The sequence below is a fragment of the Erythrobacter sp. JB1-7 genome, assembly GCF_057365015.1.
This window is the reverse complement of sequence record NZ_CP200291.1, coordinates 2714599-2740981: the sequence shown is the minus strand read 5'-3', so window position 1 is coordinate 2740981 and position 26383 is coordinate 2714599. Positions and strand designations below refer to the sequence as shown.

Below are 26383 nucleotides of genomic sequence, written 5' to 3'. Positions count from 1 at the left end.
GCGTTTCTTTTCATGGTGTGGTTCCAGATGACTTCCTTAAACGCTCAGCCATATGAGCCAGCATTCCAACCGGATGAGATGGAAGATCGCCCCGCAGGACCACCGAATGAAGTGCTAGTTCTTGGCACACCTCACTTACGAGGACTACCGGATAGCTTTCAGCCGAACATGGTTCGTCCGATTGTCGAGAACCTCGCGAATTGGTCCCCGGATTTTATCGCAATCGAAAATACGTCCGGCCTGAGATGCGCGGCAATGAAGCAGATGCCATCAAGGTTCGATCAGGCAACCGTATCGCGCTGGTGCTACAACACGTCTGCGGCGGAGGCGGCGGCAGGATTGACCGTGTTTGAAGCGAACGCCCAGATCGAGACCCGGCTGGAAGAACGCGAAGGAGATTTTTCCGCCGAAGATCGGCGGCGCAATGCACTGCTTTTTCTAGCTGCCGGAGAACCAGCGTCTGCCTTGGTTCAGTGGCTATATCTGCCCAAAGAAGAACGGATAGCCGCAGACGGATTGACCGATGAGCTGATGTCAGAACTTGAACGCGAGCTGACTTACCAAAATGAGGTGAACCTCATCGCTGCACCTGTGGCCGTAAGAGCCGGACTGGATCGGCTGTGGAGCGTTGATGCGCAGGACTTTTACGCTGGCAAAGGTGATGGTGACGATGAGGCATATGCCACAGCGATCAGCGCTGCTTGGAACAATCCAGCGAGCGAAAAGCGCAGCCAAAAGGATGATAGCTTGCGCTCTGCAATTGGCGAGCCAGACGGCCTTCTGAATTTATATCGCGCCTTTAATGCGCCCGAATACGCAGCTCTTGTCTATGCATCAGATTTTGGTGCGGCGCTCGCCGAACCCTCTCTCGGCCGATATGGCCGCAGGTATGTCTCCTATTGGGAAACTCGAAACCTTCGCATGGTTGCAAACATGCGCGAAGTGCTCGGTAGGTCGCCCGGCTCAAAGATGCTCGCGATCGTGGGTGCCTCACACAAGGGATATTACGAAGCGTATCTTTCCCAGATGCGTGATGTCGAGTTGATCGATGTTCTTCCGATGTTGAGAGAGTAGTTGAGGTGAAAAGCTGTTTGCCAATGTCGGCTTTGAAGTGTCGCCAGCGATGATGGAAATGACCGCGAATAGGGCCGCAAGCGCATTCTCCCCTCACCCGCCCGCATGGTAAAAGTCATAAATCTGCTGCGCGACTTTATCGCTGACTCCCGGTGCGCGTTGCAGGTCTTCGAGCGCGGCGGCGCGCACTTTGCTGGCCGTGCCGAAATGCAGCAGCAATGCGCGTTTGCGCGCAGGGCCGATGCCGGGGATTTCGTCCAAAGGCGACGCCGTGATCGCTTTGGAGCGTTTGGCCCGGTGCGCGCCGATGACATAGCGGTGGACCTCATCGCGCAGGCGCTGGGCATAGAACAGGACGGGCGAATTGGTCGGTAGCATTTTCTCGCGGCCATCGGGGAAATGGAACACTTCGCGCCCTTCACGGCCATGATGCGGCCCTTTGGCGATGCCGATGACGCGCAGGTCTTCGATCCCGAGTTCGCCCAAGACCTCCATAACCGCCGATAGCTGCCCCTTGCCGCCATCAACCAGCACCAGATCAGGCCAAACCCCTGCGCGCTCGCGGTCGGGATCGTCTTTCATCGCGCGGGTAAAGCGGCGCTCAAACACCTCGCGCATCATTGCAAAATCATCATTGGTCTGTGCAGTTTTGATGTTGAATTTGCGATATTGCGATTTCTCAAAGCCTTCAGGGCTCGCAACCACCATCGCACCCACCGCCTTGGCCCCCTGAATATGGCTGTTGTCGTAAGCCTCAATCCGCTGCGGCGGTTCGGGCAGTTCGAGAAATTCAGCCAGCTCGCGGTGGACTTTGGCCTTGGTGCCTGTTTCCGCCAGCCGCCGCTCCAATGCTTCGACCGCATTGCGCTGCGCCTGTCCGAGCAATTTGCGCCGGTCGCCGCGTTGGGGGACGGACAGGGTCACTTTGCGCTCCGCCACTTCGGACAAGGCCGCCTCAATCAGCTCACTTTCCGGCAATTCGCGGTCAAGCAGAACGGTCGCGGGCGGCGGCACTTCTTCGTAGAATTGCAGCATGACATTGGCGAGCACCTGATCCTCGTCCACATCCTTTGTGTGGCTGGGAAAGAACGCGCGGTGGCCCCAGTTTTGCCCGCCCCTGATAAAGAATGCCTGCACCCCGACATGCCCGCCTTTGCTGGCCAAAGCGAAGATATCGGCATCTCCCAGATGCTTGGCATTGATGGCTTGGCTGCCTTGAATAAAGGTCGCCGCCCGCAGCCTGTCGCGCAGGATAGCGGCGGTTTCAAAGTCGAGATCCTCTGCTGCCTTGGCCATTTGCTTTTCAAGATCGGCCTGCACCTGAGACGATTTCCCGGCGAGGAAATCCTTGGCCTGTTTGACCAGCTTTTCGTAATCCGCTTCATCAATACGATTGACGCATGGGGCAGAGCAGCGCTTGATCTGATAAAGCAGGCAGGGCCTGTCGCGATTGTTGAAAAAGCTGTCAGTGCAGGACCTTAGCAGGAACAGTTTCTGCAGCGCGTTAAGCGTCGTGTTGACACTGCCCGCGCTCGCAAAGGGGCCGTAATAATTGCCTTTCGCCCGGCGCGCGCCGCGATGTTTGTGGATGCGCGGAAACGCATGATCGGCGCGCAGCAGGATGAAGGGAAAGCTTTTGTCATCGCGCAAAAGCACATTGAATGGCGGGCGGAAACGCTTGATCAATTGCGCTTCCAAAAGCAGCGCTTCGGCTTCGGAATTGGTAGTGACGATCTCCATGCTGCGGCATTGCGAGATCATCCGCAAAATCCGCTGGGTCAGCCCGTTGGTCTGCGTGTAATTGGCGACCCGCGCTTTCAGGCTGCGCGCTTTACCCACATACAGCACATCGCCGCGCGCATCGCACATCCGGTAGACGCCGGGAATGGGTTTGAGCGTTTTGACGACCTCGCGAATGGCATCAACACCCGCCTCCAGATTGGGCTGCGCGCGCGAGACCGTCTCTGCCGCGCGTTCTTCGTTGAACCGCTGCGCGCCGTCGGGACTGTGGGGAGTGCCTGCTTTCGCCATGGGCTTTAGATAGGGATTGCCCTGCGCGATTGGCAATCCGCACGAGGCTCTCTATCGCCAGCTTGATGGAACAATATGATGTGATCATTCTGGGCGCAGGGGCTGCGGGCCTGATGTGCGCAGGCCGCGCAGGCCGGCGGGGGCTGCGCGTGGCGGTGCTGGAAAAGGGGGAGAAGCCGGGCAAGAAGATCCTGATTTCCGGCGGTGGGCGCTGCAATTTTACCAATGTGAATACGAGCCCTACCAATTTCCTGTCCGCCAATCCGCACTTCGCCAAATCCGCCCTCGCCCGCTACACGCCGCAGGACTTTATTGATCTGGTCGATGCGCACGGGATTGCCTGGCATGAAAAGACGCTGGGGCAATTGTTCTGCGACGGCTCAGCCAAGCAGATCGTTCAAATGCTGCTCGATGAATGCCCGGACAATGTGGACGTGATCTGCGGTGCAGAATGCGAGGCAGTCGTACATAAGGATGGCGCATTCGCAGTCTCCGCGCGCGATCGGCATTTTTCCGCACCAGGCCTGGTGATTGCCACAGGCGGACCTTCGATCCCGAAAATGGGCGCGAGCGGATACGCTTATGATCTTGCGCGCCAGTTTGGCCTGAAAGTGGTTGAGCCGCGCCCTGCCCTTGTCCCTTTGACCCTTGGCGGAGAGGACGTCTTGTTCCGCGAACTCTCCGGCGTTTCCGCGCCTGTTCGCGCGAGCGCCGGAAACGCCGCTTTCGATGAAGCAGCGCTTTTCACGCATAGGGGGCTTTCCGGGCCAGCGATCCTGCAGGTTTCCTCATATTGGCGGCATGGCGAAGATATCGGCATCACTTTCCTGCCGCAAAACGATGCCGACTGGCTGCTCGATATGAAACGCGACCGGCCGCGCGCCAGCGTCAAAGCGGCGCTGCGCGAACATTTGCCCGATCGGCTCGCGGATGCACTGGCGGATAGACTGGGCATAGAACGCGAGCTTGGCAATGTGCCGGATAAAGCCCTGCGCGCAGCGGGCGAACAGCTCGCCAATTGGCGCTTTTCACCCAGCGGCACCGAAGGGTTTGCCAAAGCCGAAGTCACCATAGGCGGCATTTCCACCGCCGAATTGTCGAGCCAAACGATGGAAGCCAAACGCATGCCCGGCCTTTACGCCATTGGCGAGGCTGTGGATGTGACAGGCTGGCTTGGCGGGTACAATTTCCAATGGGCCTGGGCGAGCGGAGCGGCCTGCGGCGACAGCATCGCGCCCGGCTCTCAATTGTAAAAATACGACATATCACAAACGAGAGAGCTGATTTCATGACCAATCTGACTTTTACCATAGGCCGCATTTTGCTGGGTCTTTACTTCCTCTTTCCGGGCCTGATGAAAGCCGCAGGGCCGGCGCAAACCATCGCTTATATGGAAAGCCACGCCATCCCCTTTGCCGCACCGCTGATGTGGTTTTCCGCGTTTGTGAATATCGCTGGCGGCCTCGCCCTCATCGCCGGCCGCCATGTCCGTCTGGTTGCCTATGGCTGCGTCATCTACATTTTGCTGGTCAATTTTATGCTCCACGATTTCTGGACCATGGGCGAGGATACGGCCCCGCGCGAGACGCAGAATTTCGTCAAAAACCTAGGGATATTGGCCGGGCTTATGGTGCTGGCAGGCGTATCGAGCAAACGCGCATTGACGCTGCGGCAATGGTGGGTTTCGGACAGTAAGGCCGCTAAAGGTGTGTAATTAAATTACAACACAGGCCCGTCCCAGAACAACACTTACCGCCTACGTCAGCTTGCCTTGATCCCAAAACGTGCCTACCTCACCTTACAGAGCTTGAAAACAAGCCGTTTTGGAGGATGCTTTAACAGGAGGCCCGTTTGCAGCAATTGCAGGGTATGGATTCCTCGTTTGTCGCGTTGGAATCCCCCAATTCGCCGATGCATATCGGCAATCTGCTGATCTACAATCCGGAAACGGCGCCAGGCGGTTTTGTCCGCTTTAAAGACATTCTCGACTTCTTCCGCGACCGGCTGCACCTGTCCAAAACGATGCGTCAACGCCTTGTCCGCGTCCCGTTTGATCTCGATTATCCCTATTGGATCGAAGATCCGAATTTCGACCTTGAATATCATGTGCGCCATGTCGCTTTGCCAAAACCGGGCGATTGGCGGCAATTGTGCATCCAGACCGCCCGCATCCACGCGCGGCCGATGGATTTGAACCGCCCGCCATGGGAATTTACCGTGATCGAAGGGCTGGACAATGTGCGCGGTTATCCGCCCGGCTGTTTTGGTTTTGTCACCAAAATCCACCACTCCGCGATTGACGGGATGAGCGGGATTGACCTGATGGAGGCAATCCACACCGCCACGCCCAGCACCGCCCCGCCCAATTCCTCCGATGAATGGAAGCCGGAAAAAATACCGGGTCCGGTTGAATTGCTTGGCAAATCCTATCTCAACGCCATCGTGAACCCGGTTAAGCAGGCGCAAGTGGCAGCTCAGGCCGTTCCCGGTATCGCCAGCGCGATCAAAGGGTTGGTCACACGCCAGTTCAAGCTGAACAGCGATTATGTGCCGCCGCGCACGCGGTTCAACCGCTCCATTTCGCCGCACCGCGTGGTTGAAGGGCGCAGTTTCCCGCTGGCCGATATCAAAGCGATCCGTGCGCTTCAGCCAGAAGCCAAGGTGAACGATGTGGCGCTAGCGATTGTCGGCGGCGCGCTGCACAAATATCTCACCGCGAAAGATGATCTGCCCAAATCCTCGATGACGGCAATGGCGCCCATTTCGGTGCGATCTGCCGATGAGAAAAGCGATATGGGCAATCAGGTGGCCGCAATGATCGCGCCGCTGGGATCACAGATAGCAGACCCGGCTGAACGGCTGGAATTTGTCTTCAAACGGACCAAAAACTCCAAAGCGATGACCAACGCCATCGGCGCGCGCACCATGACAGAAGTCAGCAAGGTCAACCCGCTGTTATATATGGCCCTTGGCGCGCAATTGTTTAACCGCGTCAGCCTTGCCCACCGCACATTGATGCCGTTCAACACGGTTGTCACCAATGTGCCCGGACCGCCGGTTCCGATTTATTCGGCTGGTGCCCGGATGGAATCGATGGCGCTTTCGCTCATTTGTCTAACCGATGGGCTGGGCCTTGCGCACGTGGTTCAAAGTTATGTCGATGAAGCGTATATAAGCTTCACCGCCTGCCGCGATATCATGCCCGATCCTGAGTTTTACTCAGAATGCCTGCAGGAAAGTTTCGACGAAATGCTGGCTGTGGCGAAAGCTGCAGGCGCGCCTGCTGGCAAAGCGCCCGCACAAAAACCGCCCGCCCGAAAACCAGCAGCGAAAAAGCCTGCTGCAAGGAAACCCGCAGCCAAATCCGCTGCGAAGAAACCGGCAGCTCGTAAACCTGCAAAACGCAAACCTACGACCACTATGAAACGAAAAACAAAACCTGAATAAGCCTGATTAAACCCATATAATCTTTGCAAAAAGCCTGCCGCAAGAGCGGGTCGCATAAGCCTTCAAGGGCCTCTGAGGAGAAAAGCAAAATGGCAAGCATCCCGTTCACACAGCAGCCTGATTACAAGGCCTCGCCGCCCAACCGTTTCTGGACGCTGAGCGAAGGGCGCGCCATGTTTGAGCTGGGCCTGTTTTACGCCAGCCGCCCCATGCTGACCACTTTGCCAAAAGGTGATGGCCATGCGGTGATGTGCCTGCCCGGATTTATGGCATCGAACAGTTCCACCATGCCTATGCGCAGCCTGTTAAAAGAGCTGGGATATGACGCGCATGGCTGGGACGCAGGCCGCAATATCCGCGTTGACAACGCTCTGGTTGCACAGCTCGAAAGCCAGCTGAAACGCCTTTACAAAACATCAGGCCGCAAAGTGTCGATCATCGGGTGGAGCCTTGGCGGTGTGCTCGCACGGGAAATTGCCAAACTGCATCCTGATATGGTGCGCAGCGTCATCACTTTGGGCAGCCCCATTTCCTCAGATCGCAATCACACCCATGCGCGCGCTTTGTTTGAGCGGCTGAACGGCAAAGAACCCGAAGCGATGCGCGATGGCCGGTTTGACGATCTGGAAACCGCCCCGCCGCTGCCCACGACATCGATTTACACCAAAACAGATGGCATTGTGCATTGGCATGCGAGCCTTCAGGCCGAAGGCGCACATCCGACCGAGAATATCGAGGTTCATGCCAGCCATTGCGGCATGGGTGTAAATCCATCGGTGATGGTCGCTCTGGCGGATCGGCTGGCGCAGGCCGAAGGGGATTGGAAACCCTTCGCGCCGACATTCAACCAAAGCTGGATGTTCCCGCGTTCAAAACTGCACTGACAGCGGTGAGCAATCGCTAAGGTGAGTTTTGTTGGGTGCGCTCAGGCACCCGACTGACCTTGGCCGGGCGTTTTTGTTGGGTGCAGATCAGGCATCCGCCTGATCCTTGGCCGGACCGCCCCGAGTTTTTGTTAGGTGCGCCTTTGACATCCGCCAAAGGCTTGCCGGGCCGCCCCGCCTCCCCGCCCGTCCACCATATCCTAATGGAACCATTGGTGGACGGGCGGGGAGGCGGGGCGGTCCGGCTGTGAGCGCACGCGAACAAAAGACAAAAAAAGCGCGCCAGCGAACACAGACAAAAACACCCTCAAAACAGCTTGCGAATATCCACGCCCACAAACCGTCCGGTCGGATCAATAACAAAGGGCTGATAATTGATCGGCGTTGCGCCGCTTTCATCGGTCACCTGCCGGCGGGCATCAAAGATGTTATCCGCACGAAAAGACAGCCGCAGGTTTTTCAATGCCCCCTCATCACGCCCAAGAAACTGGCCCAAATTGGTGAACAATCGCAGATCGAATGTCGCCAGGTCATCAAAGATCAGGTCAGAACTGCCCGGCAAGCCGCTTCCGTTTAACCGGGTGCTGCCGGTATAGCGCGCAGACACACGCGCACCGATGCCATTGCCGAACATTCCGCCTTCCAATCGGCTTGTGTGACGGGGAAAACCAAAGGCTCCGGTCGCATCGCCGTCCAGTTGGTCAAGCAGGTCGAGCCCCGGCGCAATCAGAATGTCGTTTTGCAGTTCAATCGTGTGCGTCAGGCTGGCAAAATAACGCCATCCGCGCCGCTCGCCGCCGCGCCTGCCCAAAGCGGCACCGATCAGGCTACCGCCGCCTCTGCCAGAGCCAGCGCCAGCGCCTTGGCGCGCTTTGGGCCGGCCTGCGCCCTCGCTTTCTGCGCTCCCACTTCCACGCCTGCCGCGCATTTGCGCCAGGTCCATGCTGCATATTCTTTCGCGGATCATGCCGATCCGTTCAGGCGTGATTGCCCCGCTATCATCGCGTGCCCGCTCGAGCATTCCTTGCAATCGCTGCGGGTTAAATCCGGGCAATTCGCCGGAGACGTCTTCTCCTGCCTCGACCCGAGCGATCAAGCGGGCGAGGAATTGCACGCCATCATCCGCGCACACCTTTGTGCGAAACGCCATGAAAGCAGCGCGGCGATCATCGGAAGGCGCGCCCGGTGCCGCAGATGGAACACCGCCGCCAGCGGTCCGCTCAGGCGGGCCGCCCTGTCTTCCGCTAGCGCCTCGTCCTCCGCTCCCGGCCCCGCCTCCTCTTGATGAGCCGCCAAAAGTGCCGCGCGTCAGCAGATTGAATTGCAACCGGTCCGCCCGTGTCTGCGCAAAAGTCACAAGGCGTTGATCCACCGCCGTTAGAACGCCTGCGGCATCGCGCGTGACACGGGCGGGGAAAGCGGCCTCAATTTCCGGCGTGATCTGCGGAAAAGCGCTTGTGACATTGCGTGATCGGTTGCGGATATATTCGGCTGTAAAACTTGTATTTTCCCAAAATGGAAATTCCCATGTCGCGGCAAATTTCCAATCACTTTGCGTTTCTGCCAGCAGGCCGGGATTGCCCCCGCTTGTCACACTGGCAAGCACCGTTTCGCCATTGGTGAAATCGAACACTGGCGCATTGAAAACCGTGATCGTGGGGCTGCCAAGCGCGGAAAGGCCCGGTGCCACTTCGCGTACGATATAGGTCGCTGACAGGTTTAGCGCATCGGTCACTTTCCAATTCAGGCCGATGGTGTAATCGCCCAAAGTGCCAAAATCGGACAAATGGTCGAGCCCGATCTGCGCGTTCAAAGTGAAGCTTCCCAACCCGTCGGCAAAGCCCCGGCGCGTGCTCGTGATCGGGACCGTGATATTTGCCCCTGTCGTCACCACTCCGCGTGTGAGGTCGGCTGTTTGCAAAGTGCGCGTGTCCGATGTGGTTAGGTTCGTCCAGCTGTATCCGGCATCGAAAGTCACCAGCAATTCGCCGCCCGGCAAATCAGCAAGCGGGCCGCGCAAAGTGGTCAGCGTTTCGCCGGCCAAAGTGCGCGAGCGTGCGATATCAAACCCGTTATCGGCATTGACAGGCAATGGCGCATCCAGCGCGATCAGCCCCGCACTCGCCCGCAAAGCGAGATCGCTAGTGTCGAACAAGCGGTCAATTTCGGTCTCGCTTTCGGTCAGCGATCCATCAAATGTGGCGGTGAACTGAAAGGCGTTGATGCGCTTCGTTAAAGATCCTGAGCCAAAGACCGCATCGGTTGCCGTTCGCCGCTCCAGCGGGCTGTCTTGGCCGAAAGTGCGGATGACGCTGATGCCGGCGGCATCGGTCAAGGTAACGAAATTCAGCCCCGACAGGCTGCGCGTATCATTGCGGTCGTAATTTACATTAGCGGTAAGCGTGGTGCCAGTTGCAATCACTGCTTTGGCCCAGCTGATATTTGCCTCAAGCGAGCGCGCATCGCTGATCAGGCTGCGGAACTGCGCGGGGTCAGGATCGCTCGCCAGATCTGGGATGGAGCCCTCTGTCTGAATGACATCGCGCTCGCTTTCGGTCAAAAGCGAGGTGTCGTTGGCTTCCAGATTGATATTGAACCGGCCCTCAGGCGATATGCGCAGATATCCCAGTTCCTGCTCGTTCACGAAATACCCGCCGCGCGATGGCCCTTCAAACTCCAATTCCACCTCGCGGCTGGCGAAATTGTCTTTGAGGATCAGATTGATGACCCGGCGATCAGGCGCAAAGCCAAACCTTTGCGCAACCTCTTCGGGGAAGACTTCCACCCGCTCCAGCGCTTCGGTGGGATAGGCGGCGAGCTGGCGAAACGAGCCTACCCTGATACCATTGACCAGGATAACAGGCCGCCCGCCCCCGCCGCGCCCTCTGGCAGAGCCCGATTGGGCCGTGATTTGCGCGATGAGATCGGTGATGGAGGAGACACCCTCGGCAGCGACATCGTCTTCATCGAGCACTTGCAAAGGGGCCTGTTCGACATCCAATTGCCCGCGCAATCTTTGCCCCTCAACAATGATCTCACGGTCGTCATCGCCTGCCCCGCGAGCGCCACCATCCTGCGACAAGGCTGGTGCCGAAATGACACCGCCAAGACACACGCTAGCCAAAAGAAACGGCCGAAAAGCTGCGCTGCAAGCGAGAGGAGAGGTCATAAAGAGCCCTTTTGAGCATTCCCGATAAAAGGACAAGCGGTTGAATTGTATCGCTTTGCACCCATATTAATGAAAACAAGGGCAAGCTGCGACAATGCGGCGCGCGCAGGTCCGCCACACAGGCACCAACGCACAAGGCTTCCCTTTTGTTCATCCGCTCGTTAAAGCGCGCCTCCTGAACACCCGATTTCACTCGAAAGCCGACACAAAGGACATCCATGGCCAAAGAAGAACTCCTCGAAATGCGCGGGCGCGTTGTTGAACTGTTGCCCAATGCGATGTTCCGGGTTGAGCTTGAAAACGGCCATGAAGTGCTGGGCCACACCGCAGGCAAAATGCGCAAGAACCGCATTCGCGTGCTGGTCGGCGATGAAGTGCTGTGCGAGCTGACCCCGTATGACCTTACCAAGGCACGGATCACGTACCGCTTTATGCCGGGCCGCGGCGGCCCCGGTCAGGGCCCCGGCCCCGCATAATAGTCCAAGGGCGAGGCCGATGGGTTCCCCTAATTTGACATTACCGCATCTGACATTGGCGTCTGCATCACCCCGGCGGCTCGAGCTGCTGGGAAGGCTAGGCATTGCACCTGATGGCGTGGTTCCTGCCGACATTGATGAGACCCCGCATCTGCGCGAGCTGCCAAAAGATTACGCCGCGCGCATGGGCCGCGAAAAGGCGGTTGCGGTGGAGGCAGCCGGGTTTGTGCTGGCCGGTGACACTGTGGTCGCATGCGGGCGGCGGATCCTGCCAAAAACCGAGGATGAGGCCGAAGCGCGTGCTTGCCTTGAGCTGCTATCCGGGCGGCGGCACACGGTCTATTCCAGCATTGCCCTGCGCGCGCCCGATGGCAGCGTGAAAGAGCGATTGTCTGAAAATGTCGTGCTTTTCAAAAGCCTGAGCCTTGAGGAAATCGAGCACTATCTCGCCAGCGAAGAATGGCGCGGCAAAGCGGGCGGATACGCGATACAAGGCGCGGCCGAAGGCTTGATCCAGTGGATCAGGGGCAGCCATTCCAGCATTATGGGGCTGCCTTTGTACGAAACGCGCGCTTTGCTGAAATCGGCAGGGTTCGCCATTGGCTAGGCCCGATGCCCGGTGGCTAGTCGAACGCGGCATCGGCGAAAGGCGCGCGCTGCTGGTCAAGGGCGAACAGGTTCTGGGCGCGCGGTTGATCTGGCCGGGGGCTTTGCGTGCAGGCGATCAGGTTACAGCGCGGCTTATCGCAAAAACCAAAGGCGCGCGGCGCGGCACTGCCAAAACCGAAAACGGCACCCAGATATTGGTCGATCACTTACCGAGCGATGTGACCGAAGGCGCCGTAGTCAATGTGCGCATAACCCGCGCTGCAATCACCGAGCGAGGTCGGTTCAAACTGGCGCAAGGGCGCGCTGCGCGCACGGAAATGTCTCAAAATGGGACAAGCTTGTCTCAAAATGACACAAATTCCGGATTTGATGAGGCAAATGGAAAGCCCGTCGCCCGCTTCCCAGCCGGATTGTGGGAGGATGTGTGGCACGCAGCCTCGTCCGCCACCCTTGAATTTTCCGGCGGGCAGATCATCATCAGCCCCACCCCTGCGATGACTTTGGTGGATATTGACGGCGACATGGCCCCGCGCGAATTGGCGCTCGCAGCCATTCCCGCCATAGCTCGCGCGACCGCGTGGTTTGAGATTGGCGGGAATATCGGAATTGATTTCCCCACTCTCACCGCCAAAGCAGACCGCCGCGCCGTCGATGATGCGCTCGCCGCAGCGCTTTCCGATTGGCCGCATGAACGCACCGCAATGAACGGATTTGGCTTTGTCCAGATTGTTGCGCGGCTAACAGGCCCCTCGCTTCTCCACCTGTTCGCCGCTTCTCGCACGGGCCTGTGCGCACGGTACGCGATGAGAGTGGCCGAGCATGCACAGGGGACAGGGCCAATCCTGCTTGTGCGGATTCACCCCGCTCTTAAAGCCAAATTGAAACCAGACTGGCTGGAGGAACTTTCCCGGCGCACGGGCAAGCAATTGCGGATTGAAACCGATCCAGGCCTTGCCCTTGAGGCGCCGCAGGCCCAAATTGTGGGTGTATGAAGACCGCTCCCAAATTTTGCTCCTTTTGCAAATCAAAACCGCGCAGCGCTGAATTCAAAGCGTTCTGCTCAGCGCGCTGCCGTGACCGCGATCTCGCCAAGTGGTTTGGCGATGGATATGCTGTGCCCGGACCGCCCGTTGACCCGGCTGAAATCGCTGCGCGAGGGATCGATAGCGATGCGAAAGACGAGTTTTGAACAGGTCAATTGCGACATGGCGCAGGATACTTGCAAAAACAGGCCCTAAAACCTCTTGCCAAGCGCCGCGCGCCGCGTCATAGCGCCGCCTTCATTTGCTCGCCGTTAAAGCTTGTCCGATAAAGGCCACAGCAACAACGTCGCCGCAGCGAATGCCCGGGTAGCTCAGGGGTAGAGCAGCGGATTGAAAATCCGCGTGTCGGTGGTTCAAATCCGCCCCCGGGCACCATTCGTATGATAAAGGGTTTTGTGCATGTCGCGTCGCCGTCAGATCTACGAAGGCAAAGCCAAAATCCTGTATGAAGGGCCGGAACCCGGCACGATCATCCAGTACTTCAAGGATGATGCGACCGCCTTTAACGCCGAAAAACAGGGCACAATCAACGGCAAAGGCGTCATCAACAATCGCATCAGCGAACACGTCTTTACGCGCCTTTCGCATATCGGCATCCCCACCCACTTTATCCGCCGCCTCAATATGCGCGAGCAATTGGTGCGGCAGGTCGAAATTGTCCCGATCGAAGTGGTGGTGCGCAATGTGGCGGCTGGTTCGATCAGCAAACGGCTGGGCATCGAAGAAGGCGAACCGCTGCCTCACACCTTGATCGAATATTACTACAAGGACGATTCGCTTGGCGATCCGCTGATTGCAGAAGAACACATCGCCTGTTTCAACTGGGCCAGCCACGAGGAAATGCAGGACATTTCTTCCATGGCGATCCGTATCAATGATTTCATGTGCGGAATGTTTGCCGCGATTGATATCCGGCTGGTTGATTTCAAACTCGAATTTGGACGGCTGTTCGATGGCGATTTCAGCCGGGTTATTCTCGCCGATGAAATCAGCCCGGATGGCTGCCGTTTGTGGGATATGAATTCGGGCGAAAAGCTCGACAAGGATCGTTTCCGCCGTGATCTCGGCGGCGAAGAGGAAGCGTACCGCGAAGTGGCCCGCCGCCTTGGCCTCCTGCAAAATGAGGACAATGGCCCCGGCGAAGTGCTCGACTTGTCGAGCCACCGATCCCGCCTGCGCGGAATGCCGCCTGCAAAGAAATAAGGGTTTTGGGATTGGTTCTGTACCAAGCCACCCGCGCCCTCCCAAAAAACGTAGAAATAAGCTGACAGTCAGGTTTGACCCGCTAGTCTCCCCTCATCTTAAAGGTTTGGAGAGACCACCGCTTTGAAAATTCCGATGTCGCGCGCGATTTCCTGCGCCCTTTTGCTTGCCCTTACCAACTTTGCTTTAACGCACACACTGGCGGCGCAGGACGTCGCAGATGCGGCGGCGCCATCAGAGGCGAGCGAGCCTGTCTGGCCGTTTGAGACGAGCGACATTCCGGTCGATCCCGATTATGTTTACGGCCAGCTTGATAACGGCATGCGCTTTATCCTGCGGCAAAACGCCACACCCGAAGGCACCGCGCTGGTACGGATGCGGATATCGTCCGGGTCGCTGGAAGAAACCGCGTCCGAACGCGGATTGTCGCATTATCTGGAACATATGGCGTTTAACGGGTCGACCAACATCCCCGAAGGCGAAATGATCAAGCTGCTCGAACGCGAAGGGCTGCAATTTGGCGCGGACACCAATGCGTCAACCGGGCTTGAGGCGATCACTTACATGCTCAACCTGCCTCGCAATGAGGAAAAGCTGCTCGATACAGCACTCATGTTGATGCGCGAGACGGCCAGCGAGCTGACCATTGCGCCTGATGCGGTGGAGCGCGAGCGCGGCGTTATTCTGGCTGAACGGCGCGATAGGCGCGGGTTCCAACAGCGCGCTGCCGAGGATTCCATGGCCTTTACCGCGCCTGATGCGCGGTTCCGCGACCGGCTGCCTATTGGCGATCTATCGGTGCTCGAAAATGCGACCGCTGCGCAACTGCGCGCCTTGTATGAGCGCACATATACGCCTCACAACACGGTGCTTATCGTCATTGGCGATTATCCGACCGAAATGATGAAAGCCAAGCTGCGCGAACGGTTTGCCGATTGGCAAGGCCCGCCTGCCCCGCCCCAGCCCATCAGCGGCCCTATCGATCCCGCGCGCGGGATCGAGGCTGATATCTATATCGACCCGGCTTTGTCGGAAAGCGTATCAATCTTTGCCTTGGCCCCGTGGCGCAATGAACCCGACACGCAGGCAAACCGCGACCAGCGTATGCACAGATCCATCGCCTATGCCATTATCAATCGCCGCCTTACCCGGCTGGCGCGCGGCGATGATGCGCCCTTTCGCGCGGCCAGCTTTGCCAGCAGTGACGTGTTCGAAGATGCGCGCAGCACCGGGATAGGCATTTCCAGCGTTGATGGCGAATGGGAGAAAGGCCTGCTTGCCGCCGTGCGCGAAGTGAACCAGGCGCTTACCTATGGCTTTACCCAGGCCGAAGTGGACGAACAGCTCGCCAATCGGCGCACTGCTGCCGAAAACGCAGTCAAATCAGCCGACACCCGCAGCAATGCCGCTTTTGCTGGAAGCGCGCTGCGCGTCGTGGGCGATGATGTGGTGACGACAACGCCCGCATACAGGCTCGCGCAATTTGAACGGCTTGCACCCGCGATCACGCCGCAATCAGTCTATGCCGCATTGCTGGCTGATGCCGCTGATCTGTCTGACCCGCTGATCCGGTTTCAAGGCCGCACCGCGCCCGAAGGCGGCGAGGACGCGCTGCGCAGTGCATTCAATGCCGCCATGGCGCTGCCAATTGCCCCGCCCAAAGACACCGGCACGGCAGAATTTGCTTACACCGATTTCGGCAAAGCGAGCGCAATCGTGGCGGACAGCGCCGAAGAGCGGCTTGGCATTCGCAAGATCCGGTTTGCCAACAATGTGCGGCTGAACCTTAAACAGACCGATATTCGCGAAGATCGCATATCGGTGCTGACGGTGGTGGATGGCGGGAGCCTGCTCGATACCAAGGACGATCCGCTAAAGACTTTCCTCACAAGCTCGCTTGCCGCGGGCGGTTTGGGCCAGCACAGCCGCGATGAATTATCGACCATTCTGGCAGGCCGATCCGTTGGCAGCAATATCAGCGCAACCGGCAATGGCTTTGCCTTAAGCGGCGGGACCACACCGCGCGATCTTGAACTGCAATTGCAGCTGATCACCGCCATGCTGACCGATCCGGGCTACCGCCCCGAAGCCGTCACCCGGTTCCGCAAGGGGATCGACAATTTCTACGAAACGCTAACCTCAACACCGGGCAGAGCCTACAGCACCGCAATTGGCGGGATTGTATCGGATGCTGATCCGCGCTTTGCGCTGCCTGCAAAGGAGGCGTATTACGCGATTGATTTTGAACAATTGCGCGCAGCGATTGGCGACAGACTGGCCAATGGCGCGATTGAAGTTTCGATTGTTGGCGATTTGGATGAGGACGCAGTCATCGCAGCGGTCGCCAAAACACTTGGCACTTTGCCCCAGCGAGAGGCGGAGTTTCTGCCCCGCGAGGAAGCCCGCATTCGCACTTTCACCGCCGACAGAACGCCGCGCACACTTACCCATCAGGGCGAAGCGGATCAGGCTTTGCTGCGCATGGTGTGGCCCACAACCGATGATAGCGATCTGGCTGAAACGGTGCGCCTCAGCCTGCTGGCAAGCGTGGTGCGGATCGAGCTTCAGGAACGTCTGCGCGAAGAATTGGGCCAGGCCTATTCTCCCACGGCCGGCAGCAGCCCCAGCCGGGTCTATCGCGGTTACGGCACATTTGCGCTCGGCTCTTCGCTGGAAGCCGCCAATATCGATGCGGCGCGCGCGGCGATTGGCGCATTGCTCACCGATCTGCGCAGCGCTCCGATTGATCCTGACACGCTTGAGCGCGCGCGCAAGCCGGTCAAAGAACGCTATGACAACGCATTGAAAAGCCTTGGCGGATGGATGGGGCTCGCGCGCTTTGCACAAAGCCAGCCGGAGCGGATCGAGCGATACTTCGATTACCCGCAAGTGCTCGATGCGATCACTCCGGGTGATATTCAGGCGATGGCGGTCAAATATCTGGCACCTGATGACGCGCTCGAAGTGGTGGTCTTGCCTCAGAAAGCTCAGGACAAATAGGCATTGGCAATTGCGTAAGGGTGCAGGCGGGTTATATCGCACGCAGCAATCCAACGCTCAGCAGGAGCCGCTTCTTATGAAAGCCCGCATCATCGTATCGTTAAAGCCCGGCGTTCTCGATCCGCAGGGGCGCGCGGTGCACCATTCGCTCGATGGGCTTGGCTTTGAAGGCGTAAACGATGTGCGCATTGGCCGGGTGATCGAACTCGATGTGGCAGACGGCACCAGCGATGAGACGATCAAGGCAATGTGCGAAAAGCTGCTCGCCAACACAGTGATCGAAGATTACGCGATTGAACGCATCGCCAGCCAAGCAGCAGAGCCCGCCTGATGAGCTTTACTGCAGGCGTTATCACGTTTCCCGGCTCCAATTGCGACCGCGATATGGCGGTGGCACTGGAAGATGTAACCGGCAAACCGGCTGTGCGCATCTGGCATGGGGATGCGGACCTTCCCAGCGGCCTTGATTTCCTCGCTCTGCCCGGCGGGTTTTCCTATGGCGATTACCTGCGCTCTGGCGCGATGGCGGCCAAAAGCCCGATCATGCGCGCGGTTGTGGCCGCAGCACAAAAAGGGCTGCCCGTTCTGGGCGTGTGCAATGGATTTCAGGTGCTCACAGAGGCGGGATTGCTGCCCGGCGCGCTGATGCGCAATGCGGGCCAGACATTCATCTGCCGAACGGTCCCTTTGCATGTCGCCAACACCTCATCACTTTACACTCGCGGTTTTGCCGATGGCGAGGTTTTGAACATCCCCGTTGCCCATCACGATGGCAACTACTTTGCCGATGATGCGACGCTGGATCAGTTAGAGGCGGAAGGGCGCATTGCCTTTCGCTATGACGAAGCTGTCAATGGATCACAGCGCGATATTGCAGGCGTATTGAGCGCCAATGGCCGGGTGCTGGGCATGATGCCGCATCCCGAACGCGCAATCCGTGCTGCCGCGCACCCTTCGCTGGGCGGCACAGATGGCAGGCGGATGTTTGAAAATCTGCTTGGCAGTCTGGTTTCTGCGTAAATCAGCACGGCAGTAATGTGCCGCTGCGAACGGCCCGTTTTCGACCTGCTTACGCCCGGCGCTTCATTGATGCGGCGCCAAACAGGCGGCGCGCCTCCTCGTTTGACATGGGCCTGCCAAAATAGAACCCCTGGATTTTATCGCAGCCCAGATTGCGGATCAGATCCGCTTCCTCAACCGTTTCAACACCCTCGGCAGTGGTGGTCATGTCGAGGCTTTTTGCCATGGCGACCACCGCGTTGATAATCGCCAGACTTTCCGAGGCCCCTTGTGCGGCCCCCTGCACGAAAGTGCGGTCCACTTTGATCGTTGAAAAGCGCAGCTTGCGGATATAGCCGAGCGAGGAATAGCCCGTGCCAAAATCATCAAGCGCGATCGAGCACCCGAGCGCCATCGCCTGTTCCAAAGCGTTGCGCGCAACACTGGCATCGCGCACGAAAATGCTCTCAGTCACTTCGATCTCAAGCCGGTCAGGCCGCAGCCCACTTTGCGAAAGCGCCTGCACAACATCGGCGTGGAAATCGGGTTCAAGCAATTGTTCAGGCGATACGTTGACATTCACCTTGATATGATCGGGCCAGCTCATCGCTTCCTGGCAGGCCTGAAACAGCACCCATTTGCCAATCGGCACAATCAGCCGTGTATCTTCGGCAAGCGGGATAAACTTGCCCGGACTGACAAAGCCATGATCGCGGCTGTTCCAGCGGGCCAAAGCTTCGAAACTGACGATATTCTCGCTGCGCGCATCGACCACGGGCTGGTAATGCAGCACAAATTCATCGCGCGCCATGGCGGACCTGAGCGCAACTTCTAACTGGCGGCGTTCTTCGGCAGAGGCATGCAGTTCCTGTTCAAACGCGCAATGTTCGCCCCCGCCCACATCCTTGGCACGGTACAGTGCAAGGTCGGCATTGCGCATCAATTCCTCAACGCTTTTGCCATCACGCGGGCCAACGGCTGACCCGACACTCGCCCCGACATACAAGGTGTGCTGTTCAACCTGATAGGGTTCGGACAAAGCTTCGATGATCTTGTTCGCCATCGCCTTTACAGTGCCCTGCTCGCTCGCATCTTTGATCACGATGGCAAATTCATCGCCGCCCAGCCGGCCGCACATCTGGCCATCGCCCATCAGCTTTTCGAGCCGCGCAGAAACCTGTGCGAGCAATTTGTCGCCTGTCATATGGCCCAGCGAATCGTTCACCGCCTTGAATCGATCAAGGTCCACCATCATCAACGCACAGCGCGTGCGCCAGCGAGCGCTGTCATCAAGCGCATGGCCCAACGCTTCTGTCAGCTGCAACCGGTTAGGCAGGCTGGTCAGTGTGTCAAAACGCGCCAGATAAGCGATTTTCTCTGAGCTTTCGCGCGCCTCTGTCTTGTCCGAACCCACTCCGCGAAACCCGATAAAACGCCCGCGTTGATCGCGCATGGGCGTACCGGAAAGCTCCCACCAACGCTCTTGCCCCTTGATGGTGACTTTCACAAGCAGGTTGGAGAAGTTCTCCTGCCGGGTCAGACATTCGGCCAGTTCGCGAAGGCTTTTATCGTATTGGCCGCCGCTGACATGCTCACCCGCAATCAGATCAAGCAGGGGTTTGCCCTGCACCTCGCTCTGCTTTGCTCCCAGCGCAAAGGCAAAGCGCGGACTGACCGAACGCAGGCGGCGCGAGGGGTCAATTTCCCACAACCAGTCCGCTTCGTTTTCTTCAAATTCGCGCAGCAGCAGCGAGACGACTTCTTCTTTTTCCGCAATCACCCGCTCAGACAATCGCGCGGCAAGATAGGTTCGGCCAACATGCACTGTGCCCAGCATCGCCGCGATCAGGAACAAAATCGTGGCCCCCATCACCAGCCACAATCCGTTCATCGCCAATTGCGCAATGCTGGCCAGTCCCACGGTCATGCCAAGGATAAGAATGCTGATCGGCGCAGCGGTGTAGAAAAACACTGAAGAGGCGATTAACAGCGCAATCAGCATCAGCAGCGCCGCCATATCCTCCATCGAACCATAGGGCGCAAATGTCATCACTGGCACAGCCCAGAATATTCCCGACAGGACAGCAAATTGCATCTGGCGGTTAAACTCGCCGGACGAAATCTTGCGCTTTTCGGTGTCAGCAAGGCCGCGGTCCAGCCGTGCGCTTTGGATGTTGATCAGCGCCATTGCCCCCATCCACACAAGGACAATGGCGGGCGGCACGCTATCTAGGTAAATGCGCGCCACAAACACGGCGAGCAGCGAATGCGCAAAAGCGCGCTGGAATGTCAGTTTGGCCAGGCCCGCATATTGCAAACCGCGCAGCTGCGCCCAATCCCTGTCCGCTTTATCGGAAAGGCCCAGAACCGCTTTCAAAGACAGGTTGCGCGGACGCGCTGCACCGGCGACCTTGTCCAAGGCCGGATCGGGTGTGTTTTGAATTGAGGAAGCCGGATCGTTCACACCGTGCGGCCTAACCAAAAAAGGTTAGCCGCGCGTAAAGCTTGAGCCCCTCACAAAGAGTTAATTCGCCTCTCCGCCAAAGGGCGCAAGGCGCGTGTCATTCCACTGTAACGGACTTCGCCAAATTGCGCGGCTGATCGACATCTGTGCCTTTCACAACCGCCACGTGATAGGCCAGCAATTGCACAGGGATCGCATAGACGAGCGGCGCGATGAGTGGATGGACAACGGGCATTTCGATTGTGGCAATGCAGCCATCGCCCGCCTCGCTGATGCCATCCTTGTCCGAAATCAGCACGACTTGGCCGCCGCGCGCGCGCACTTCTTCCATGTTGGAGACCGTTTTTTCAAACAATGGCCCCGAAGGCGCGATCACCACCACGGGAACCTCGTCATCAATCAGCGCGATGGGTCCGTGCTTCATTTCACCCGATGCGTAACCTTCGGCGTGTATATAACTGATTTCTTTGAGTTTTAACGCGCCTTCGAGCGCAAGCGGATAATCCGGCCCGCGTCCCAGATACAGCACATCGCGCGCCGGCGCGACCAGAGGCGCCATGGCGGCAATGTCTTCATCATGATCAAGCGCAGCATTGAGCGCAGCGGGCGCTTCGAGCAGGTGGCCGACAACTTCGATCTCTTCCTCGCGGCTCATCAGCCCTTTCTTGACCGCCATATGCGCCGCCAAAGCGGCGAGCACGGCAAGCTGGCAAGTAAACGCCTTAGTCGAGGCAACGCCGATTTCCGGGCCTGCATGGGTCGGCAGTAGCAAGTCTGCCTCGCGAGCCATAGAACTGGTGGGCACATTCACGACAACGCCGATGACCTGCCCATTTTCCTTGCAATGGCGCAGCGCCGCCAGCGTGTCTGCTGTCTCCCCGCTTTGGGAGATGAACAGCGCGAGCCCACCGTCTTCGAGCACCGGATCGCGGTATCGAAATTCGGACGCGACATCGATGTCGACAGGCACGCGGGCAAAATGTTCAAACCAGTATTTCGCCACCATTCCAGCGTAATAAGATGTCCCGCACGCAACAATTGTCAGGCGGCGAATGGCTGACAGATCAATGTCGAACTGAGGCAAAGCGACAGAATTGTCATCACGGCGCAGATACGATCCCAGGGTTTGGGCCACCACAGTGGGCTGCTCAAAGATCTCCTTCTGCATGAAGTGGCGATAATTGCCTTTCTCCACCGCAGCCGCTGATGCACCCGACGCCTGTATCTCGCGCGTGACGGGCGTGTTCTCATCATCATAAACCTGCGCGCCATCGCGGCGCACGACGACCCAGTCGCCTTCTTCAAGATAAGTGATGCGCTGCGTCAGCGGAGCAAGCGCCAGGGCATCGGAGCCCAGATACATCTCGGCATCATCGCCTGCCGGGCCATATCCCACGACCAGTGGCGACCCGAGCCGCGCACCGATCAACAGATCAGGATGCTGACGAAACGCAATCGCCAGCGCAAACGCACCGCGCAGGCGCGGCAGCACGTCCTTGACCGCAGCGATGGGATCCAGTCCCGCCTCAATCCGGTGCGAGACCATATGCGCGACCACTTCGCTGTCGGTTTCGCTTTCAAAGGTGCGCCCTTGCGCGGCCAGCTCTGCGCGCAATTCTTTGAAGTTTTCGATGATGCCATTGTGCACAATCGCAACCTCATCGGTCGCGTGCGGGTGCGCATTGGATGCCGTCGGCGCGCCGTGTGTCGCCCAGCGCGTGTGAGCAATACCCACGGTGCCAGGCGCAGGTTCGTTATCCAATACGCCTACGAGGTTGAGCAGTTTCCCCTCTGCCCGGCGGCGCACCAATTGGCCATCATGCAAAGTGCAAACGCCAGAACTGTCATAGCCGCGATATTCCATCCGGCGCAGGCCATCGACCAGCCGATCTGCAACCGCTTCACCGCCAACAATTCCGATAATGCCGCACATAAATCGTCAAACCCCTTAATTTCCGCCTATAACTGGCACCCTGAACTGGCCCCCGCCCTGATCAAAGCCCCTAGGCATTAGTCATGAACATTGCCTTGCCAAAGGTGCCCATCTGCCAGCCAAGCGTCTAACCGCTATCTTTTGATCGGCAAGCTCTCGTTTGGTGCAATCTGCTTTGGGGGGCTCGCATTACCCCCATCGCGCCACAGATACAGGCCCGCTGCAATGATGATCGCAGCGCCTACGAGCGTGTAGAGATCAGGAATGTCATCAAACACCAGCCAGCCTGCCACAATCGCGATCAACATTTGCACATAGATGGCAGGTGCAATCGCCCCTGGTCCCGCTTTTGCAGCGCCGATATAGGCAAGCCAATGCGCGGTTGTCGCGGTGCAGGCAACAATCGTACAGCGCAGCACCACATCCCAGCTTGGCCAGGTAAAATCGAGCGCGGGAATGCCCGAATACTTCGCAGCCAGACTGCCTGCAATCAACCACGGAGCGCAGAAAACCGCGACAAACACCTGCATGGAAAGCCCGCTGCCCTGCCCTGCGCTTGCTTTGTTGGCGACCATCAATAACGAAAAAAACACCGCCGAAATCAGCGGCAGCAAAGCCGCCCAGCCAAGCTCTGCCAGACTGGGCCGCAGCACAATCGCCACCCCAATCAGCGCGACCAGCGACACGGCAAAAACCGAACGCCGCACGCGCTCTTTCAGCAGCCATCCACTCAGCGCCTGCGTCAACATCGGGGCGAGAAACGATATCGCCAAAGCTTCAGCCAGCGGCATGATGTAAATTGCTGAAAAGAAACACAGCGAAGCTGCCGCCAGACAAAATCCGCGCGCAATTTGCAGCCTCAAGTTTTGCGGAACAAACGCCGCTGCGCCCTCGCTTCGCCACAACCAGAAAGACAAAGCAATCGCGCCAATCGTAAATCTTAACGCCGCAACCGCATAAACCGGCCAGTCGCCGGCCATGCTTTTGACAACCGCATCGCCCAGCGCAAGCACAGCAAATCCGGTAAGCGCATACAGGAAACCTGCGCGGTCGGCCTGAATCATTGGACTGCGTTCGGTAATGAACGCTTGCAGACACAAGGAGCGCGCGATGCAGCACTGAAGATAGTCGGACGGATCATAGTTTACGCTTGTTTAACAGCCTCCTGTTACAGCCTTTGATTGGGCCTGATGCGCGCCCGCTGAGGAACTTTGAGCACATACATGTCCAAGCTGATTATCCAATTGCCGTGCCTGAATGAAGCCGAAGTGTTACCAGACACTCTGGCCAAATTGCCGCGCAGCCTGCCCGGTGTGGATGAAATTGAATTCCTGATTATTGACGATGGTTCGACCGATGACACAATCGGTGTCGCCCGCCGGTGGGGAGTAGAGCACATTATTCGGCACCGGCGCAATAGAGGCCTCGCCGAGGCGTTTCGTAGCGGCATCGACTATTGCTTGAACCAAGGCGCGGATATCATCGTAAATACTGATGCTGATGGGCAGTATGCTGGCGAAGATATCGCTCGCATTGTTGCGCCGATTGTATCGGGTGATGCTGATATCGTGCTGGGCGACCGGTCCGTTGCGGACAATGAGCATTTCTCGCCATTTAAACGGCTGTTACAGCGACTAGGCAGCTTTGTGGTGCGTACATTGTCGGCCACTGACATCGAAGATGCGGTCAGCGGGTTTCGCGCCATGACGCGCGATGCAGCCCAGCGCATCAATATCACAACCGAATTCAGTTACACCACAGACATGCTGATCCAGGCTGGGCGCAAACGGCTATCAATTAAATCTGTCCCCATCCGCACCAATGCCGCGACGCGCCCGTCCCGATTGTTCAAGTCAATTCCTCGCTTTATCATGTCGACGGGCGTTACGATTGTGCGCGCTTACACGACATTCAATGCGATGCGGGTGTTCCTTGCCATCGGGGCATTGCTAAGTGCTTTTGGTCTTATCCCGATTGCGCGGTTCCTGTGGTTTGTGGCGAACGGCGATGGCGCTGGCCATGTCCAATCTTTGATCCTTGGCGCGGCGTTGCTGATTGTCGGAGTGCTTGTAGCGGTTCTTGGCGTTTTAGCCGATCTGATCGCGACCAATCGCAAGCTGCTTGAGGCCAATATGCTAAAGCTTCGCCGGGTTGAGGAAAAGCTTGATGCCGCCGAAATAGTCGCCAGATCACATGCTGAAGCAGTCAAAGGTGAACGACCTACGGTTGCACGCGATCCCCTTAGGAAATCGGCGTGACCACGCTGGCATCGCCGCGCAATCCGGGGCTCAAAAATCTGGGTCTTTCGGTTCACGGCGTGCTGTTTGCAGTCGGGGTTTGTCTATGCGCCTTGCAATTTCATCTGATTTTGACCCGGTCGATCAGCTGGGATGAATATCATTTTATTCGACAGGTTTACGATTATCTGCGTGGCGATCTGACCACTCCGCTCAACACCATTCACGTGCGCTTTTTTGCCTGGCTTCCACGTATCGACGGAACGACGGTCGATCAGATTGTCGCAGGCCGACTGGTGATGTTTGCAGCAATGATCTGGACCAGCGCTATGATTGTGGTGACGGCAAAGCGTTTTGCGGCGCACAGTACCGCAATTATCTGCGCGCTCGCTTATCTCTCATTCAGCTATGTTTTGCAGCACGGGTCAGCTTTCCGTGTCGATCCGCTTGCAGCCAGCTTTTGCATGACCGCACTTGCGCTTTTGGCAAGAGCCCGCCTTTCGCCTTCGGCCGTGATAGCGGCAGCCATAGCGCTTGCGCTTGCCTTTAGCGTTACGATCAAGATTGTTTTGTGGGCACCCGCTTTCATGGGTATGGCTTGGCTGCGCTGGTCAGATGCTAATTTTACGTTCAAAGCGGCTGTTTCGATCGCCGCGGTTCCGACAATCGCCATAGCTCTCGCGACCCCGATCTATTTTTGGCACAGCGCCAATCTGGCAGGGCTTGATGAAACTGCTCAGATGCTCGGCAATTCTGGGGCCACTATGTTTGGCCTTAAGTTTCGCGTGAATTACGTCTCAACCGGCCTGCTGTTGTCACTTCCCTTTGCGATACTATTGGGCGTCGCGGTGTATGCGGCAATCCGTGGTCAAAGCTATCTGAACGCTGAGCGTTGGGCGTTTGCAGGTTTGCTTGCGCCGATCTCGACGCTTGTTTTTTACACAAATGCTTTTCCCTATTATTATGCTTTTATGTTGCCGCCCGTATGCGCCGGGCTTGCCGCTGGACTGCCGCTGGTATGTGCGCGGTACAATCATGGCCTTGTCGCTTTGGCATTGTTGGGTTCTGCTATCCTAGTCTGGGCAATGGACGATGCCAGCCGCCAACCCGAACAGCGCGCCATTGAAGCCGCTGTGGATGGTATCTTCACCGACCGCATCGCCTATTTTGATTTTCCCGGTTTTCTCCCGCGCCACGATAAAGCCAACTTCTTCATGACCACTTGGGGGATGCGCAATTACAAAGCAAACGGCGAGCCTGCTTTTGCAGATGCCATGGCTAAGCGGCCGGTGCCGATGCTGTTGACCGTAGAGCCGCCCTACAACCCCTATTTGCTCGCCTCTATGGAAGGCGGGGAGCGCCAAAGCGCATTCCTGCCCGCCGATCTGGCAGCCCTGCAAGAGACTTATCGGCACTTTTGGGGACCAGTTTACCTTGCAGGCACATCCATTGACGCTGGCGAGACTTTCGCTTGGACTTTGCGTGTGCCTGGCAAATACACGGTCGAGGGATCGCTGAGCATTGACGGCGTGCTTTATGCCGATGGCGATACCGTGAGTCTTAATCGCGGCCGCGTCATATTGACCGCTTCTACAGAAAACGCTGCTGGCCTTCTGTTTGGTGAGAACCTAACCCCTCCCAATGCCTCTGCACCTACGCGGCCCTATTGGACTGACTTTTAGGTTTTGACCATCCCGTCATGAACATGCACACGCCCCATCAATCTATCCAGTCAGGATCAGATAGCGCTAATGAAACAGAGCTGCTGCCGGCTTGTGTGAGCGGTCTGAGTAGGTGTAAAAACCTGACATTGC

Annotated in this window: 21 protein-coding genes and 1 tRNA gene; 16 read left to right on the top strand and 6 right to left on the bottom strand. The window is 57.8% G+C overall.

The genetic code is table 11. The annotated features are described in order from the left end of the window. Positions 1-255 precede the first annotated feature (255 nt). A complete protein-coding gene (locus tag AC0V6W_RS13300) occupies positions 256-1074 on the top strand; it encodes a DUF5694 domain-containing protein (protein WP_486150735.1) in 819 nt (272 codons plus the stop codon). A 93-nt stretch (positions 1075-1167) separates the two neighbouring features. Here the strand turns inward: AC0V6W_RS13300 and uvrC are convergent, their stop codons facing one another. After that, positions 1168-3105 carry an excinuclease ABC subunit UvrC gene (gene uvrC, locus AC0V6W_RS13295; protein WP_486150733.1) on the bottom strand — a complete coding sequence of 646 codons (1938 nt, stop codon included), beginning with the start codon at positions 3103-3105 and terminating at the stop codon, positions 1168-1170. Between the two features lie 65 nt (positions 3106-3170). Between uvrC and AC0V6W_RS13290 the strand changes: the two genes are divergently transcribed. The 4 genes from AC0V6W_RS13290 (at position 3171) to AC0V6W_RS13275 (ending at position 7436) form a co-directional block, all read left to right on the top strand. Further along, a complete protein-coding gene (locus AC0V6W_RS13290; protein ID WP_486150731.1) occupies positions 3171-4358 on the top strand; it encodes a BaiN/RdsA family NAD(P)/FAD-dependent oxidoreductase in 1188 nt (395 codons plus the stop codon). A 35-nt stretch (positions 4359-4393) separates the two neighbouring features. Further along, positions 4394-4819 carry a DoxX family protein gene (locus tag AC0V6W_RS13285; protein WP_486150729.1) on the top strand — a complete coding sequence of 142 codons (426 nt, stop codon included), beginning with the start codon at positions 4394-4396 and terminating at the stop codon, positions 4817-4819. Positions 4820-4974: 155 nt separating this feature from the next. Next, complete coding sequence (locus AC0V6W_RS13280) at positions 4975-6552, top strand: WS/DGAT/MGAT family O-acyltransferase (protein ID WP_486150727.1); 1578 nt, start codon at positions 4975-4977, stop codon at positions 6550-6552. 89 nt (positions 6553-6641) lie between these two features. Further along, entirely contained in the window at positions 6642-7436 is a 795-nt protein-coding gene (locus AC0V6W_RS13275; protein ID WP_486150725.1) for an esterase/lipase family protein, read from the top strand. Between the two features lie 307 nt (positions 7437-7743). Here AC0V6W_RS13275 and AC0V6W_RS13270 read toward each other — a convergent pair whose 3' ends face one another. Together AC0V6W_RS13270 and AC0V6W_RS13265 are read right to left on the bottom strand one after the other, a co-directional pair. Beyond that, positions 7744-10560: a porin family protein gene (locus AC0V6W_RS13270; RefSeq protein WP_486150723.1), complete on the bottom strand. Its 2817-nt coding sequence runs from the start codon at positions 10558-10560 to the stop codon at positions 7744-7746. Further along, positions 10553-10831, bottom strand: coding sequence for a hypothetical protein (locus tag AC0V6W_RS13265; RefSeq protein WP_486150721.1), 279 nt, complete (start codon positions 10829-10831; stop codon positions 10553-10555). Before AC0V6W_RS13265 ends, AC0V6W_RS13270 begins: the two co-directional genes overlap by 8 nt. On the opposite strand from AC0V6W_RS13265, the gene infA reads away from it, so the two are divergent. The 9 genes from infA (at position 10824) to purQ (ending at position 17956) form a co-directional block, all read left to right on the top strand. Further along, on the top strand, positions 10824-11081 hold the full coding sequence (gene infA / locus AC0V6W_RS13260) for a translation initiation factor IF-1 (RefSeq protein ID WP_108786584.1): 258 nt from the start codon (positions 10824-10826) through the stop codon (positions 11079-11081). The two genes, AC0V6W_RS13265 and infA, sit on opposite strands and share 8 nt — an antisense overlap. 19 nt (positions 11082-11100) lie before the next feature. Continuing rightward, positions 11101-11688 carry a Maf family protein gene (locus tag AC0V6W_RS13255; protein ID WP_486150718.1) on the top strand — a complete coding sequence of 196 codons (588 nt, stop codon included), beginning with the start codon at positions 11101-11103 and terminating at the stop codon, positions 11686-11688. Further along, complete coding sequence (locus AC0V6W_RS13250; protein WP_486150716.1) at positions 11681-12682, top strand: ribonuclease; 1002 nt, start codon at positions 11681-11683, stop codon at positions 12680-12682. Before AC0V6W_RS13255 ends, AC0V6W_RS13250 begins: the two co-directional genes overlap by 8 nt. Continuing rightward, positions 12679-12879: a DNA gyrase inhibitor YacG gene (gene yacG / locus AC0V6W_RS13245; RefSeq protein ID WP_486150714.1), complete on the top strand. Its 201-nt coding sequence runs from the start codon at positions 12679-12681 to the stop codon at positions 12877-12879. Before AC0V6W_RS13250 ends, yacG begins: the two co-directional genes overlap by 4 nt. Before the next feature lie 154 nt (positions 12880-13033). Then, positions 13034-13108, top strand: a tRNA-Phe gene (locus AC0V6W_RS13240). A gap of 24 nt (positions 13109-13132) precedes the next feature. Next, a complete protein-coding gene (gene purC, locus AC0V6W_RS13235) occupies positions 13133-13936 on the top strand; it encodes a phosphoribosylaminoimidazolesuccinocarboxamide synthase (RefSeq protein WP_486150712.1) in 804 nt (267 codons plus the stop codon). 162 nt (positions 13937-14098) lie between these two features. Continuing rightward, on the top strand, positions 14099-16936 hold the full coding sequence (locus AC0V6W_RS13230; RefSeq protein WP_486150710.1) for a M16 family metallopeptidase: 2838 nt from the start codon (positions 14099-14101) through the stop codon (positions 16934-16936). Positions 16937-17012: 76 nt separating this feature from the next. Continuing rightward, a complete protein-coding gene (purS, locus tag AC0V6W_RS13225) occupies positions 17013-17267 on the top strand; it encodes a phosphoribosylformylglycinamidine synthase subunit PurS (RefSeq protein ID WP_486150708.1) in 255 nt (84 codons plus the stop codon). Further along, positions 17267-17956, top strand: a complete 690-nt coding sequence (gene purQ / locus AC0V6W_RS13220) for a phosphoribosylformylglycinamidine synthase subunit PurQ (RefSeq protein WP_486150706.1) — start codon at positions 17267-17269, stop codon at positions 17954-17956. Before purS ends, purQ begins: the two co-directional genes overlap by 1 nt. Positions 17957-18005: 49 nt before the next feature. On the opposite strand, the gene AC0V6W_RS13215 is transcribed toward purQ, so the two are convergent. The 3 genes from AC0V6W_RS13215 to AC0V6W_RS13205 all read right to left on the bottom strand — a co-directional run bounded on the left by AC0V6W_RS13215 (position 18006) and on the right by AC0V6W_RS13205 (position 23396). Then, the gene (locus tag AC0V6W_RS13215; RefSeq protein ID WP_486150704.1) at positions 18006-20399 is read right to left on the bottom strand and encodes a putative bifunctional diguanylate cyclase/phosphodiesterase; all 2394 of its coding nucleotides are present in this window, start codon (positions 20397-20399) and stop codon (positions 18006-18008) included. Positions 20400-20496: 97 nt separating this feature from the next. Further along, complete coding sequence (glmS, locus tag AC0V6W_RS13210; protein ID WP_486150702.1) at positions 20497-22332, bottom strand: glutamine--fructose-6-phosphate transaminase (isomerizing); 1836 nt, start codon at positions 22330-22332, stop codon at positions 20497-20499. A gap of 134 nt (positions 22333-22466) precedes the next feature. Beyond that, positions 22467-23396 carry a DMT family transporter gene (locus tag AC0V6W_RS13205; protein WP_486150700.1) on the bottom strand — a complete coding sequence of 310 codons (930 nt, stop codon included), beginning with the start codon at positions 23394-23396 and terminating at the stop codon, positions 22467-22469. A gap of 159 nt (positions 23397-23555) precedes the next feature. Between AC0V6W_RS13205 and AC0V6W_RS13200 the strand changes: the two genes are divergently transcribed. After that, positions 23556-24590, top strand: coding sequence for a glycosyltransferase family 2 protein (locus AC0V6W_RS13200; RefSeq protein ID WP_486150698.1), 1035 nt, complete (start codon positions 23556-23558; stop codon positions 24588-24590). Further along, positions 24587-26251, top strand: coding sequence for a hypothetical protein (locus AC0V6W_RS13195; protein WP_486150696.1), 1665 nt, complete (start codon positions 24587-24589; stop codon positions 26249-26251). Before AC0V6W_RS13200 ends, AC0V6W_RS13195 begins: the two co-directional genes overlap by 4 nt. Positions 26252-26383 lie beyond the last annotated feature (132 nt).

Coding starts and splice junctions, on each gene's coding strand:
- yacG (WP_486150714.1), top strand. CDS start 12,679: ATGAAGACCGCTCCCAAATTTTGCTCCTTTTGCAAATCAAAACCGCGC.
- AC0V6W_RS13255 (WP_486150718.1), top strand. CDS start 11,101: ATGGGTTCCCCTAATTTGACATTACCGCATCTGACATTGGCGTCTGCA.
- purS (WP_486150708.1), top strand. CDS start 17,013: ATGAAAGCCCGCATCATCGTATCGTTAAAGCCCGGCGTTCTCGATCCG.
- infA (WP_108786584.1), top strand. CDS start 10,824: ATGGCCAAAGAAGAACTCCTCGAAATGCGCGGGCGCGTTGTTGAACTG.
- uvrC (WP_486150733.1), bottom strand. CDS start 3,105: ATGGCGAAAGCAGGCACTCCCCACAGTCCCGACGGCGCGCAGCGGTTC.
- glmS (WP_486150702.1), bottom strand. CDS start 22,332: ATGTGCGGCATTATCGGAATTGTTGGCGGTGAAGCGGTTGCAGATCGG.
- AC0V6W_RS13275 (WP_486150725.1), top strand. CDS start 6,642: ATGGCAAGCATCCCGTTCACACAGCAGCCTGATTACAAGGCCTCGCCG.
- purC (WP_486150712.1), top strand. CDS start 13,133: ATGTCGCGTCGCCGTCAGATCTACGAAGGCAAAGCCAAAATCCTGTAT.
- AC0V6W_RS13300 (WP_486150735.1), top strand. CDS start 256: ATGAAGCAGATGCCATCAAGGTTCGATCAGGCAACCGTATCGCGCTGG.
- AC0V6W_RS13290 (WP_486150731.1), top strand. CDS start 3,171: ATGGAACAATATGATGTGATCATTCTGGGCGCAGGGGCTGCGGGCCTG.
- AC0V6W_RS13205 (WP_486150700.1), bottom strand. CDS start 23,396: ATGATTCAGGCCGACCGCGCAGGTTTCCTGTATGCGCTTACCGGATTT.
- purQ (WP_486150706.1), top strand. CDS start 17,267: ATGAGCTTTACTGCAGGCGTTATCACGTTTCCCGGCTCCAATTGCGAC.
- AC0V6W_RS13280 (WP_486150727.1), top strand. CDS start 4,975: ATGGATTCCTCGTTTGTCGCGTTGGAATCCCCCAATTCGCCGATGCAT.
- AC0V6W_RS13285 (WP_486150729.1), top strand. CDS start 4,394: ATGACCAATCTGACTTTTACCATAGGCCGCATTTTGCTGGGTCTTTAC.
- AC0V6W_RS13200 (WP_486150698.1), top strand. CDS start 23,556: ATGTCCAAGCTGATTATCCAATTGCCGTGCCTGAATGAAGCCGAAGTG.